Source organism: Pseudomonas sp. NBRC 111119 (genome assembly GCF_001320125.1).
GTDB classification, from domain to species: domain Bacteria; phylum Pseudomonadota; class Gammaproteobacteria; order Pseudomonadales; family Pseudomonadaceae; genus Aquipseudomonas; species Aquipseudomonas parafulva.
The window spans coordinates 1-14,966 of the sequence record NZ_BCAV01000038.1 but is presented as its reverse complement, the minus strand read 5'-3'; the positions used below and the strand labels follow the sequence as shown (position 1 = coordinate 14,966).

The window sequence follows — 14,966 nt, the reverse complement described above, 5'->3', positions numbered from 1 at the left end:
ATCAACTTAGATTTATAGACGTCTTTCCACACAGACCATATACTTTCTGCAGAAATTTACACGAGCATTCGCTAACCCGAACGAGCCAGTCAGGATGCCCCACCAACAGCTTGCCGATCTCACCCAGCCACAGCGTGACCGCCTCGCGTTCGTGGAATTGCGTCTGCGCTTCATTGGGGAGATGCGCCGCCAGGACTTGGTCGCGCGTTTTGGTATCCAGTCCGCTGCCGCGTCCAGGGATCTGGCGCTGTACAAGGACTTGGCTCCGGGCAATATCGACTACGACGGCAAAGGCAAGTTCTACGTCCTGGGTTCGAGCTTCCAGCCGATCTTCGATTTCCCACCCGAGCGGGTGTTGTCGTGGCTGACCCAGGGGTTTGGCGACGGTGAACCGATGCACATCAAGGCGTGGGTGGCCAGCGAGAGCCCGTCCCGGCTCACTCACCCTGACCTGGCAATCTTGGCGAGCGTCACTCGGGCCATTCATTACGAGTGCCCGCTCGGCATCGAGTACCACTCCATCTCAAGCGGTCGCACGGAGCGCGAGATCGTTCCGTTTGCGCTGATCGACAACGGTCTGCGCTGGCACGTTCGCGCGTTCGACCGCAAATCCCAGGATTTCCGGGATTTCGTCATCACCCGGATCAGACGCCCTGTCGTGCTCAAGGGCCAGCCAGTGGCGGCTCACGAGATGAGCGATCAGGACATTCAGTGGACACGGATCGTCGAGCTGGAACTGGTTCCCCATCCGGACCAGCCCCGGCCAGAGATCACCGAAATGGACTACGGCATGCAGGGCGGCGTGCTGCGGATGAAGCTGCGTGCAGCCACGGCCGGGTACATCCTGCGCAAATGGAGTGTCGATTGTTCCCCCGACCATAGCCTGCGCGGCCCCGAGTACCGGCTTTGGTTGAAAGACCACCTTGCCATCTACGGTGTGCGCAATGCTGTGCTGGCGCCGGGATATGCATCGCCAAGTACAGAGGCGTCGATAGACGACTGAACGGGAACGACCATGAAGCTGATCCACAACACCGGTTCGCAGCGCGTCATCGATTTGATCCGCCCTCATCTCAAGCGTGGCAATCAGCTCGGTTGCGTGACGCCTTCGTTCTCTCTTTACGCCTTCGCTGAAGTCCGAGAGGCTCTGTCCACCCTGGAACGGGTCCAATTGATTGTGCCTCCCGACGATGCGGTGCTTGAACTCCTTGGTTCGGAAGGTGACCGTGCCGCGCGCAATCGTCTGCAGGCACGCTGGTTGGCCAATCAGTGCGCGAAGTGGATCAGTGAGAAGGTTGATCTGCGGCGGGCATCAAGATCAGTGCCTCAAGGTGCAGCAGTCATGCGCAGGCTCGATGGAACGCCTGAACAAGTGGTGCTGGGGTCGTTCGCCTTCAGCACATCAGGCCTTGGCCTGACGCCAGGCAACCCATTGAGCTTGATTCAGGCATCGGAATCTGCTGACGAGGCCGCGCAGCTTGCCCAATGGTTCGATCACCAGTGGGCAAATCTGCAAAGCGTTTCTGCCACCGATTCGGAGGACAAGAGCAAAGGGCGTGATGCCGTTCTCGAAGCGCTGCGAGCCCTTGGTGAGCACCGCGACCCGTTCACCATCTACACATTGATGTTGCATCACCTGTTTCGTGACAGTGGCGACGAGATGGATGAAGAGCGCATCGTCAAGTCCGCCACCGGCATTCGCAATACCGTGGTGTGGAAGAAGCTCTTCAAGTTCCAGCGCGACGGCGTGGTGGGCGCGATCGACAAACTCAACCGCTTTGGCGGCTGCATCATTGCCGACAGTGTCGGCTTAGGCAAAACCTTCGAAGCCCTGGCCATCATCAAGTACCACGAACTGCGCAACGACCGCGTGCTGGTGCTGGCGCCCAAGCGCCTGCGCGATAACTGGACGCTTTACAAGGCCAACGACAAGCGCAACGTCCTTGCAGGCGACCGTTTCAACTACGACGTCCTCAACCACACCGACCTGTCACGCGATGGCGGCACATCCGGCGATATCGATCTGTCGCATGTGAATTGGGGCAACTACGACCTGGTGGTGATCGACGAATCGCACAACTTCCGCAACAAGGCCACCCACAAAGGCAAGGAGTCGCGCTACGACCGCCTGATGCGGCGGATCATCCGCGAAGGCGTCAAGACCCGCGTGCTGATGCTCTCGGCCACACCGGTCAACAACCGCCTGGCCGACCTGCGCAACCAGATTGCCTTTGCCACCGAAGGCGATGACACCGCCCTGATGGAGCACGGCATCGCCAGCATCGAGGCCACGACCCGCAAGGCGCAGGCGCAGTTCAACCGCTGGCTGGCGCTGGACGAAGCTGAAAAAACACCGACCCGGCTGGTGGAGATGCTGGGTTTCGACTACTTCACCTTGCTGGACCATCTCACCATCGCCCGCTCTCGGCGGCACGTGGAGAAATACTACGGCACCAGCGAGACAGGCCGCTTCCCGGATCGCCTGCCACCGATCAACATCAAGGCCGACGTTGACCTTGCGGGCGAGTTCCGCGCCATCCGCGACATCAATCAGGAAATCCGCCGACTCACCTTGGCCAGTTATGCGCCGCTGCGCTATGTCCTGCCCCACAAACAGGAAGCCTACGACGCCAAGTACAGCACGCAGATTCGCGGCGGAGAAAGCTTCTTCCGCCAAGCGGACCGCGAAGAAAGCCTGATTCATCTCCTGCGTGTGAACGTGCTCAAACGCATGGAAAGCGCCGTTTCTTCCTTCACCCTGACACTGCAAAGGCAGCTCAAGGACGTGGAGGCCACGCTGGGCCGCATTGAGTCGCATGCCGATGCACTGGAGGAAATCGACATTGCCGACGTCGATATCGACGACCCCGCGTTCGAGTCCTTGTTGGTCGGGCGCAAAGTCAAGGTGCTGCTGGATGACGTGGATCTGATCCGCTGGAAGCAGGATCTGCTGGAAGACCGCAACCGCCTGGCAACCCTGCTGGCGGCTGCCAAACAAATCGATGCCGCCCGCGACGCCAAGCTGACCGCACTGCGCGACTTGATCCAACGCAAGTGCCACGATCCGATCAACCCCGGCAACCGCAAGATCATCGTGTTCACTGCTTTTTCCGATACGGCGCACTATCTCTATGCGCAGCTCGCTCCCTGGGCCAAAAGCACGTTGGGTGTCGATGCTGCGCTGGTCACCGGGAGCGCCGGCATACAGACCACCTTGCCCGGTCTGCGCAAAGGCATGAGCGATGTGCTGTCGGCATTTGCGCCGCGCGCCAAGGAGCGCCCGGCCGAACTGGCCGCTGAAGGCGAGATTGACTTGTTGATCGCCACCGACTGCATTTCCGAAGGGCAGAACCTGCAAGACTGCGACTGGCTGATCAACTACGACATCCACTGGAACCCGGTGCGCATCATCCAGCGCTTCGGACGCATCGACCGCATCGGCTCGCCCAACCAGCGCATCCAGCTCGTGAACTTCTGGCCCAACATGGAGTTGGAGGAATACATCAACCTGGAACAGCGCGTCAGCGGTCGCATGGTGCTGCTCGATGTCTCGGCCACAGGGGAAGAAAACCTGATCGAGCAACAATCCGGCAACGCCATGAACGATCTGGAATACCGGCGCAAGCAGTTGCTCAAATTGCAGGACACCGTCATCGACATGGAAGACCTGTCCACCGGCGTGTCGATCACCGACCTCACCCTGACCGACTTCCGCATCGATCTGGCGCAATATCTGAAGGCGCACCCCGGCAAGCTCGACACCCAGCCCCTTGGAGCCTATGCGGTGACCACGACACTGGATGCCGATATTCCCCCCGGCGTGATCTTCTGCTTGCAAGCCTGCGGCCCGGCAGCAAAGCCCGCCGCATCGTCCGACTACCCGCTCGCGCCGCACTACCTGGTGCATGTCGGCGATGACGGAACCGTATTGCTGCCTTACCCCCAGGCCAAACGCATCCTGGACCGCCTCAAGCGCCTTTCGCTGGGGCGCGAACGACCTGATGAAAGTGCCTGCGCGCGGTTCGACAAGGCCACCAAAGGGGGCGAAGACATGCGCCATGCCCAGAAGCTGCTCGCGGCGGCAGTGGCATCCGTCGCCGGCAAGCACGAGGAACGGGCCGTGGCCAGTCTATTCACGCCCGGCGGCACGCACGCCATGAAAGGCGAATTCGCCGGCAGCGGTGATTTTGAGGTGGTGGCATTCCTGGTGGTGCTGCCGGAAAGGGAGGCAGCATGACGGTCATCGACGCGCACGCCGTTATCCAGGCATTGGGCCTGCCCGACAGTTGCCGGGTAGAGCAGCGCGTCCCCAAGAAACTGCTGTTGGAGAATGGTGTGCCTACGGCGTCCGACAAACGCTTGATCACCGATGCCATTGAAGAAATCCAGTGGTTCGCCGCGCTCAAGCCCAACACCATCGGCGTGCCTGACTACCGGGACGCGCAGCGCGAGTACCTTGAGATCGCAGTGCTGGTTGTGACCTTGCGGGGTACCGTCAAACCCGCCAGTTGCTCGCGGCTGGCTGAACTGGTGCACCGTGCGGTGCCTTATCCGGTGCTGTTGCTGTTGGTTGAAGGACAAACGGTGGCCTTGTCCCTGGCCCACAAGCGCTGGGCGCAGAACGAGGCCAGCAAAGTGGTGCTCGACGGCAGCCTTACGTTGGCCTTGCTATCCCACGCAACCGCCAATGCCACGGCGACCGATGCCGCAGCACGCTCCGAAGCCGAGCATGCCTTCGTGCAATCCCTGTCGATTGCACACCAGCCCCAGACCTCGTTGCACGCCCTCTATCAAGGCTGGATGGATTGCGTGCAGGCCCTGCAGGCTGCGCGGCGGACAGGAAACTACCGAACCACGGCAACGCCGGAGCAGGCGGCGGCGCGTCGGCAGGCGCTGGCCGATTGCGAGCGGCTTGAAGGCGAGATCAGCCGCCTGCGGGCACAAGGCGCGAAGGAAAAGCAGATGGCACGCCAAGTCGAAATCAATCTCCAATTAAAAGCACTGTTGGCCGAGCGTCAGCAGATCGCTCAATATCTCTGAGGAATAGAAGTGAAGGCCACAGAAACCAACCTGCTCAAGTTCTTGAAGAAATCTCCGCAGTTCGTCATTCCCATCTATCAGCGCAATTACTCCTGGACGGAAGCCCAGTGCCAACAGCTGTGGTCAGATTTGCTGAGGTCGGGTCGTGACGAGCAGATTAATGGCCATTTCATCGGTTCCATCGTTTATGTGGAGCGTGGTCTGTCCACCGTCACCACCCAGGAAGCACTGCTGGTCATCGACGGACAACAACGTCTTACCACGTGCACCTTGTTGATTGCAGCACTGGCCAAGCACTTTGAAGCCAATCAGCTGCCTGAATTGCTGGACAGTTTCTCCGCGCGAAAGCTGCACAATTACTACCTGCTCAATCCTGAAGAGGACGGCGAGCGCCACTACAAACTCATTCTGTCGGAAACTGATAAGAAGACGTTGTTGGCCATCATCAAATCCGCACCGATGCCTGCGGAGATCAGTACCCGCATAGAGCAGAACTACACGCTCTTTCAGGCGCTGATAAACAAGCATCAGGACGAGCTCAAAGCCATCTGCCAAGGGTTGGCCAAATTGCTCATCGTCGAGGTGTCGCTCGATCGCACTCAGGACAATCCTCAGCTCATCTTCGAGAGCATGAATTCCACCGGCCTTGAGCTCAGCCAGGCCGATCTGATTCGCAACTACATCCTGATGGGATTGGAGCCAAAGCTCCAGACTGAGCTTTACCAGAGTTACTGGCGGCCGATGGAAAAATCGTTCGGCCAGAAGGCCTACGTGACGCACTTCGATCCCTTTATGCGTCACTATCTCACTGCCAAAACAGGTGAGATTCCCAACGTGCGCGAAGTGTATGCTGCCTTCAAGGCTTTCGCTCGCGCCAGCCAGCTTGATACCACTGCGCTTGTTGCTGATATCCACGCCTATGCCAGCTACTACTGCGCCATGGCGCTTGGTGCGGAAACGGAGTCGAAACCAAAAGAAGCTTTTCACGATCTGCGTGAGCTGAAGGTAGACGTAGCCTATCCCTTCCTGCTTGATGTCTATCACGACTACAAGCAAGCACGGTTGGCTGCGGACGAATTGGTGAGCATCGTTCGCTTGGTTGAAAGCTACGTGTTTCGCCGCGCCATCTGCGCCATTCCCACCAACTCGCTGAACAAGACCTTCCCAGGCCTGAGCCGGACACTGAAAAAAGACCGTTATCTGGAGAGTGTGCGGGCGGCGTTCCTGTTGTTGCCGTCCTATCGCCGCTTCCCAGGCGATGAGGAGTTCCAGCGCGAGCTCAAACAACGCGACCTGTACAACTTCCGCAGCCGTAGCTATTGGTTGCGTCGTCTCGAAAACCATGGACGCAAGGAACGCATCGTGGTTGAGGACTACACCATCGAGCACATCCTGCCGCAGAACGAAGTACTTTCATCAGCGTGGCAGGCGGAACTCGGCCCCGATTGGCAACAGACTCAGCAGAAGTATCTGCATACCTTGGGCAATCTCACCTTGACGGGATACAACAGCGAGTACAGCGACTATCCATTCGCCTACAAGCGCGATCAGGTCATCAATGCCGATGGCAAGAAAATCGGCTTCAAATACAGCGCCCTCAACATCAACGAAGGATTGGGTGAGGTAGAAAAGTGGGATGAAAGTGCCATCAAAACACGTGCCGAGCGCCTTGCTAGAGAAGCCGCCAAAGTATGGGCTGCACCGCAGCTGGATAGCAGCGTCCTTGATGCCTATCGCCCTTCAGCAACCAACGCAGGGCAACACTACGGCATCGACGATCATCCGCACCTGACCAGCGGCACCATTCGCACACTGTTTGATGCCTTGCGCAAAGAAATTTTGGAGTTGGACCCGTGCATCTACGAGGAATACCTCAAGCTCTATGTCGCCTATAAGGCAGAGACAAATTTCGTGGATGTTGTCCCTCAGGCCAGACGCTTGCGCCTGTCGCTGAATATGCCATTCAGCGAGATCGATGACCCCAAAGGGCTGTGCACCGATGTCACCAACCTTGGCCGCTGGGGCAATGGCGATGTAGAAGTCGGCTTGTCCAGCCTGGATGAGCTTCCCTACGTCATGGGCCTGATTCGCCAGTCTTTTGATCGCCAGATGGGCGACCTGCAGGATGCCTGATGCCAAAGAATACCGAGTTTGAGGAGAGTCTCACCATGACCATTAAAAAAATCGATACCACCAGCCCAGAAGCCCAATCCGCCGATCTGGTGGCGGGAAATATCGAACAGCTCAAAGCGCTGTTCCCGGAGCTGATCACCGAGGGCGCGGGCGGCGTGGCCGTGAATGTGGACGTACTCAAGGCGCTGGTGGGCGATGCCACCGTCACCGATGCCGACGAGAAATACGGCCTCAACTGGCATGGCAAGCGCCGCGCCCGGCAATTGGCGCTCACGCCCAGCACGGGCACCCTGCGCCCCTGCCCGGAAGACAGCGTGGACTGGGATACCACCCAGAACCTGATGATCGAGGGCGACAACCTTGAAGTGCTCAAGCTGCTGCAAAAAAGCTATGCCAGCAAGGTCAAGCTGATCTATATCGACCCGCCGTACAACACCGGCAAGGATTTTGTGTATCCGGACAATTTTCAGGACAACATCAAGAACTATCTGGAGCTGACCGGGCAGATCGAGGGTGGAGAGAAGATTAGCAGCAATACCGAGGCCAGCGGGCGCTTTCATACCGACTGGTTGAACATGATGTATCCAAGGTTGAAGCTGGCGAGGAATTTACTGCGAGAGGATGGGGTAATCCTGCTCAGTATCGACGAGCATGAGATCACGAACCTGCGCTCCGTGATGGATGAAGCCTTCGGTGAAGAAAATTTTCTATCCTGCCTTACATGGGAAAAAGGCAGAAAAAATGATGCCAAGTTTTTTTCCAATGGACATGAGTACGTTCTTGTCTACGCAAAATCGCAGAGCTACCTTCGAGAGCAGAAAACGCTGTGGCGTGAAGAAAAGCCGGGTGCCCGAGATATCTGGAATAAATACCTCGAACTGCGCGTTCAGCATGGAATCCAAGACAACCTGATCGAAGAGGGGCTGCAAGCTTGGTATTCCGACTTGCCCAAAGCACACCCCGCTAAAAAGTGGAGCCGCTACAAGCGAGTGGATCAAAACGGGCCGTGGCGGGATCGTGACATCTCCTGGCCGGGCGGTGGTGGGCCGCGCTATGACGTCCTTCATCCCGTTACAAATCAACCGTGCGTTGTGCCGGAGGCCGGTTGGAGATACTCATCTTCCGATGAAATGCAACGCCAGATAAAACTTGGGCTTGTTGAGTTTCGCCAAGACCACACGGAGCCGCCCTTCCGAAAGGCACATATCCGCCCGATTCCTCAGGAGCTTGATTCGGACAGTTCGACTGATGTTGATGCGCCTGAGGAACCAGCCGATATCGAGGATGAAGAAGAATTCGCAACTCAGGTTAGGGGTAGCTACTTCTACAAGCAATCCCAGGTTTCGGTGAAATATCTCCGGACCCTATTGGGGAAGAAAGTCTTCAACAATCCAAAGGATCTGGACGAGATTGCGAAACTGATCCGCTACACCACGTCTGATGACCCTCACGCCGTTGTGCTGGATTTTTTTGCGGGCAGCGGCACGACGGGCGAGGCGACGATGCAGTTGAACAGTCAGGATAACGGGAGCAGACGTTACATTCTTGTCCAACTTCCAGAGTCGCTTGACGCAAGCGACAAGCAGCAAAAGATTGCTGCAAAGTACTGTGGAGACCTTGGACGGCCGCTGAATATCGCTGAGCTCACTAAAGAACGCCTACGCCGTTCCGGAACCAAGATCAAAGCCGATAACCTCGACTGGCAGGGCGACACCGGCTTCCGCGTATTCAAGCTCGACACCTCTAATATCCGAGCCTGGAATCCCAAACCACACGATCTGGAAGCCACACTGTTCGACCATCAGGATCACCTGCTCGAAGGCCGCAGCGAGGCCGATGTGTTGTACGAACTGCTGCTCAAGCTCGGCCTTGATCTTTGCGTACCCATCGAAAAGCGCGGCATTGAAGGGCTAGATGTACATGCCGTAGGCGGCGGCGTGCTGTTGGCTTGCCTGGCCGAAAAAATCACCCGTGAGCAGGTGGAGCCACTGGCCCAAGGCATCATCGCCTGGCACAAGGAGCTGGCACCCGCTGGCCCTGCTGGAAAAGAAAGCACCTGCGTGTTCCGCGACAGCGCCTTTGCCGACGACGTTGCCAAAACCAACCTCGCCGCGATTCTGGAGCAGCACGGCATCCAGAACGTGCGTAGCTTGTAAGGGAGGTTCGCAATGAAACTCCACTTCGAGCCCAACCTCGACTATCAGATGCAGGCCATCGAGGCCGTGTGCGATCTTTTCCGTGGTCAGGAGGTCTGCCGCACCGAATTTACGGTGACCATGAAACTGCCCGATGAGGTGCAGATGTCACTGGGTGTGGCGCAGTCCGACCTTGGCGTTGGCAACCGCTTGACCCTGCTGGACGATGAACTGCTCAAGAACCTCGCGGACATCCAGTTGCGCGGTGGCCTGCCGCCTTCCGGCTCGCTGACTTCCGGCGACTTCACGGTGGAAATGGAGACCGGCACCGGTAAGACCTATGTATACCTGCGCTCGATCTTCGAGCTGAACAAGCGCTACGGTTTCAGCAAGTTCGTGATCGTGGTGCCCTCGGTGGCGATCAAGGAAGGCGTCTACAAGACCCTGCAAATCACCGAGGAACACTTCAAGGGGCTCTACGCGGGCGTGCCCTTCGATTACTTCCTGTACGACTCGGGCAAGCCCGGGCCGGTGCGCAATTTCGCCACTAGTTCCAACATCCAGATCATGGTGGTGACGGTGGGCGCCATCAACAAGAAGGATGTGAACAACCTCTACAAAGAGACCGAGAAGACGGGCGGCGAGAAGCCCATCGACCTGATCAAGGCCACCCGGCCGATCATCATCGTGGATGAACCGCAAAGTGTGGACGGCGGCCTTGAAGGACGCGGCAAGGAAGCGCTGGATGCCATGAACCCGCTCTGCACGCTGCGCTATTCCGCTACCCATGTGGACAAGCACCACATGGTGTTCCGCCTGGATGCCGTGGATGCTTATGAGCGCAAGCTGGTCAAGCAGATCGAGGTGGCGTCGGCCACGGTGGAGGATGCGCACAACAAGCCTTTCGTGCGCCTGGTGAAGGTGGAAAACAAGCGCGGCCGCATCAGCGCCAAGGTCGAGCTGGATAAACAGACCGCCACTGGCGTGCAAAGGACTGAGGTGACGGTCAGCGATGGCGACGACCTTCAGCAGAGCGCCGATGGCCGTGCGATCTACGCCGATTTTCGGGTGGGCGAGATCAATACGGCCAAGGGCGAAGCGTTCATGGAGCTGCGCTACCCCGGCGGCGAAGTGTTTTTGCAGCCGGGTCAGGCCCACGGTGATGTGGATGCGCTGGCCGTGCAACGCGAGATGATCCGCCGCACGATCAAGGAGCATCTGGACAAGGAAAAGCACCTGCGTCCATTGGGGATCAAGGTGTTGAGCCTGTTCTTCATCGACGCGGTGGACAAGTACCGTCAGTACGATGCGGACGGCCAGCCGGTCAAGGGCGTGTATGCGCAGATGTTCGAGGAAGAATATCGCCGTGCCGCCAAGTTGCCGGCCTACCAGAGTTTGTTTGCCGAGATCGACCTGGAGTCCGCCGCCGAAGAAGTGCACAACGGCTATTTCTCCATCGACAAGAAGGGCGGCTGGCTTGATACCGCCGAGAACAATGCGGGTAACCGGGAGAATGCCGAACGCGCCTACAACCTGATCATGAAAGAGAAGGAGAAGCTGCTGTCCTTCAGCACGCCGCTGAAGTTCATCTTCTCCCACTCCGCCCTCAAGGAAGGCTGGGACAACCCCAACGTGTTCCAGATTTGCACCTTGCGCGACATCCAGACCGAGCGCGAGCGCCGCCAGACCATTGGTCGCGGCCTGCGCCTGTGCGTCAACCAGGATGGCGAGCGGGTACGGGGCTTCGAGGTCAACACCCTGACCGTGGTGGCCACGGAAAACTACGAACAGTTTGCCGAAAACCTGCAGAAGGAAATCGAGAAAGACACAGGCATCCGCTTTGGCATTGTGGAGCAGCATCAATTTGCCGCCATTGCCGTGACTGGCGCTGATGGGCACGCCGCACCGCTGGGCATCGAGCAATCAAAGGCACTGTGGGAGCACCTGAAAGCCGCCGGCCATATAGATGCCAAAGGCAAGGTGCAGGATTCACTGAAAACGGCGCTGAAGAACGGCACCTTGGAACTGCCGGCCGAGTTTGATGCGCAGAAAGCCCAGATTGCTGAAGTGCTGCGCAAGGTGTCGGGCCGGCTGGACATCAAGAATGCCGATGAGCGCAGGCAAGTGCCGCTGCGCAAGGGTAAGGATGGCAAGGTCGTTTATCTGAGCGACGAGTTCAAGGCACTGTGGGACCGCATCAAGCACCAGACAACGTACCGCGTGCAGTTCGATAACGCCAAGCTGGTGACGGATTGCATCGCAGCGTTGCAGAAGGCCCCGGTGATTGCCAAAGCACGGCTGCAATGGCGCAAGGCCGACATCTCTATCGGCAAGGCGGGTGTCGCCGCGACGGAGAAAGCGGGCGCGGCGACCGTGGTGCTGGACGAGGCGGATATTGAGCTGCCGGATTTGCTGACCGACCTGCAGGATCGCACCCAGCTCACCCGACGCACCATCGTCAGCATCCTGACGGGAAGCGGCCGCCTGGACGACTTCAAGCGCAATCCGCAGCAGTTCATCGAATTGACCGCCGAAACCATCAACCGTTGCAAGCGCTTGGCCCTGGTCGATGGCATCAAGTACCAGAAGCTCGGCGACCAGCATGTCTATGCGCAGGAGCTGTTCGAGAAGGAGGAACTGACCGGTTATCTGAAGAACATGCTGTTGGATACCCAGAAGTCGATCTACGAGCACGTGGTGTACGACTCGACCCCAGAGCGGGATTTTGCCAACGGGCTGGAGAAGAACGAGGCCATCAAGCTCTACGCCAAGCTGCCGGGCTGGTTCAAGGTGCCCACCCCACTGGGCAGCTACAACCCCGACTGGGCCGTGCTGGTGGAAGAAGACGGTGCTCAGCGCCTGTACTTCGTGGTGGAAACCAAGAGCAGCCTGTTCACCGACGACCTGCGCGACAAGGAAAGCGCCAAGATCGAATGCGGCAAGGCGCATTTCACTGCGCTGGCGGTTGGTGAGAACCCCGCCCGGTATGTGGTTGCGCGCTCCGTTGACGATCTTTTGACCGAGGCGGCAAAAGGATAGGTTCTGTCGCTGTCACGGCGAGAGACGACACAAAACACAAGGAGCAGAGACCCGAAATGAAGATCCAATCCGTTCGCATCCGAAACTTTCGCACGTTGAAAGACGTGACGATTCCGTTCGATTCCGTCACGACCTTCATCGGGCCGAACGGTGCCGGCAAGTCAACGGTGCTTCGTGCGCTCGACTGGTTCTTCAACGGCAAACCCGGCTCGCTGACGGAGAAGGATTGCTCTTTTGGGGCGACTGACGAAGACATCGAGGTTCAGGTCACCTTCGCAGACCTCACCGAAAAGGATCGCGAGGCACTTGGCAAGTACGCGCCGGAAGGAGTTGCCACGTTCACCGCATGGAAGCGCCGATCTCCCGATGGCACCGATGTGCTCTCCGCCAATGCAAAGGGATTTCCGGCTTTAAATGCCATCAAGGCAGCAGGCGGTGCGACTGCGAAGAAAGAGCTGTATGCCACTCTCCGGCGCGAGCGCCCGGAGCTTGACCTTCCTGCGGCGAATACTGGTCCAGCCGTCGAGCAGGCGATGACAACTTGGGAGGCGGCTCACACTGATCAACTGCTCGATGCGCCCGAGGCTTTGCAAACCAATTTCTTCGGTTTCAACAGCGGCGGCAAGATGAGCGGGCTCTTCGACTTCGTCCTGGTTACGGCAGACCTTCGGGCAAGTGAAGAGTCCATCGACGGCAAGGCAAGCATCATTGGGCGAATCCTTGAGCGCTCGATTGACCGAACTGCCGCTGATGAGGCAATCGCGGAAATCGTTGCGGAGTCACGGGCAAAGCAGCAACAAGTCTACGAAGAGAAGTTCAAGGAGCAACTTGGGGCCATCACAACGCAGCTCAACGAGGTCGTCACAACCTATGCGCCAGGCCGGGCAATCACGGTTTCTCCGGCTGAGGTGGAACTCAAGGCACCTCGCACGACGTTCGACGTGGCCGTGCTCGACGGCACCACCGAGACTGCGGTGGAGCGGCAGGGACACGGCTTTCAGCGCACGCTGCTGATCTCGGCTCTGCAACTCTTGGCGCAGTCGGGCGCAGCCTCGGCCGAGGGAGTCATCTGCCTGGCGATCGAGGAGCCGGAACTTTTCCAGCACCCGATCCAGGCGCAGACCTTTGCGAAGGTGCTCAGGTCGCTCGCCGAAGATGCTGGCAAGCGCATCCAGGTGACCTATGCGACGCATAGCCCCTACTTCCTGGAGGCTCGACATTTCCATCAAGTCAGACGGCTGACGAGATCCGCTGACGAAGTCCCGGTGGTGACGGTCCACTTTGCCACGGTTGAGGATGTGAAGGCCAGGCTGAATGGAACAGTGGATGGCGATGTGGTCGATCGCAGGCTCGACCATAACGTGGCCGACCAGCTTGCCATAGCACTCTTCGCGAATCGCGCATTTCTTGTGGAGGGGACAACCGAATCTGCTGTGTTCTACGGTATTGGAGATAGAACTTCCCCCGGCGCCCTTGAGGCAGCAGGAATTTCTATCGTTTCTGTGGGCAGCAAGACATCGATACCCCTCGCGCATGCGATTTTGAAATCTATTGGTGTGCCAGTCTACGCACTGTTTGATGCAGACGGTGGATTTGAAGCGCGAGCCAAAGCCAAAAACAAAAAGCAAGATGACATAGATCGGGAGCGCAACAATCATGCGGTAGAGAACTGCAGATTAATGCGGTACTTCGGCTTGCCTGAAGAAGATTTTCCATCCGCCACCATTTCCGACGTCGCGGCCATTTTTGATGATCATCTTGAAGCGTTTCTGTCTGCGAACTGGGGTGAGTGGATAACTGCCTGCAATAGTGTTGAGGCTGATACCGGAATAAATCTATCGAAAAACCAACTCGCATACCGGACTGCAACACTCCGGTCGGGAGGAGTGGTGCCAGAAATGCTTAAGCAGATTCTTGTCAAGGTGGAGGGTAAGTAATCATGCATGAAATCATCTGCCCTCACTGCGGGAAGGCATTCAAGATCGATGAAGTTGGGTACGCGGACATTCTGAAGCAGGTTCGAGATAGCGATTTCGAGAAGCAGTTGCATGAGCGGCTAGAGTTGGCCGAGCAGGGAAAGCGCAATGCGGTCGAACTAGCTGAAGCCAAGATTGCCAACGAATTGCAGAAGACCTCGTCTGCCAAGGACGCCGAGATCCAGGAGCTGAAGGCCAGGCTTGATGCTGGCGAAGTTGCGCGGCAACTTGCCGTGGCCGAGGCTTTGAGCGCGGTGGAAAAAGAGCGTGACACGCTTGCAAATGAATTGGAACAAGCGAAGCGTGACAAGCAAGCCGTATCCAAGTTGGCAGAGGTCACGCTCATGAGCGAAGTGCAAAAAGCCGCTGCAGCGAAGGAGTCGGAGATACAGGAACTCAAGGCGAAGCTTGACGCTGTTGTCATCGAGAAGAAGCTCGCGATTACCGAAGCAGTCGGCGCGGTCGAGAAAGAACGTGACGAATTGAAGAGCGGCTTGCAGCGGGTAGAACTTGAAAAGCATCTCGCCGAGAAATCTTTGAAAGAAAAGTACGAGACGCAGATCAAGGATCGTGATGACGCAATCGAGCGCCTACGGGACATGAAGGCGCGACTATCGACCAAGATGGTGGGCGAAACTCTTGA

At 57.9% G+C, this 14,966-nt stretch carries 8 protein-coding genes; all 8 read left to right on the top strand.

Annotated elements, in window-relative coordinates; translation table 11 throughout:
• The first annotated feature begins 94 nt into the window (after positions 1-94).
• On the top strand, positions 95-1,003 hold the full coding sequence (locus APH25_RS14875) for a WYL domain-containing protein (protein WP_003158909.1): 909 nt from the start codon (positions 95-97) through the stop codon (positions 1,001-1,003).
• A 12-nt stretch (positions 1,004-1,015) separates the two neighbouring features.
• Positions 1,016-4,237: a helicase-related protein gene (locus APH25_RS14870; RefSeq protein WP_003160812.1), complete on the top strand. Its 3,222-nt coding sequence runs from the start codon at positions 1,016-1,018 to the stop codon at positions 4,235-4,237.
• On the top strand, positions 4,234-5,040 hold the full coding sequence (locus APH25_RS14865) for a DUF4391 domain-containing protein (protein WP_003158911.1): 807 nt from the start codon (positions 4,234-4,236) through the stop codon (positions 5,038-5,040). The genes APH25_RS14870 and APH25_RS14865 overlap by 4 nt, the downstream gene beginning before the upstream one ends.
• A 9-nt stretch (positions 5,041-5,049) precedes the next feature.
• On the top strand, positions 5,050-7,173 hold the full coding sequence (locus tag APH25_RS14860) for a DUF262 domain-containing protein (protein WP_003160811.1): 2,124 nt from the start codon (positions 5,050-5,052) through the stop codon (positions 7,171-7,173).
• Entirely contained in the window at positions 7,173-9,329 is a 2,157-nt protein-coding gene (locus APH25_RS14855; RefSeq protein ID WP_003158913.1) for a site-specific DNA-methyltransferase, read from the top strand. Before APH25_RS14860 ends, APH25_RS14855 begins: the two co-directional genes overlap by 1 nt.
• A gap of 12 nt (positions 9,330-9,341) precedes the next feature.
• Entirely contained in the window at positions 9,342-12,347 is a 3,006-nt protein-coding gene (locus APH25_RS14850; RefSeq protein ID WP_003160810.1) for a type III restriction-modification system endonuclease, read from the top strand.
• A gap of 56 nt (positions 12,348-12,403) precedes the next feature.
• A complete protein-coding gene (locus tag APH25_RS14845) occupies positions 12,404-14,284 on the top strand; it encodes an ATP-dependent endonuclease (RefSeq protein WP_003158915.1) in 1,881 nt (626 codons plus the stop codon).
• Positions 14,285-14,286: 2 nt separating this feature from the next.
• Positions 14,287-14,966, top strand: a 680-nt coding sequence (locus APH25_RS14840; protein ID WP_060482446.1) for a DUF2130 domain-containing protein, incomplete at its 3' end; no start/stop codon positions are given.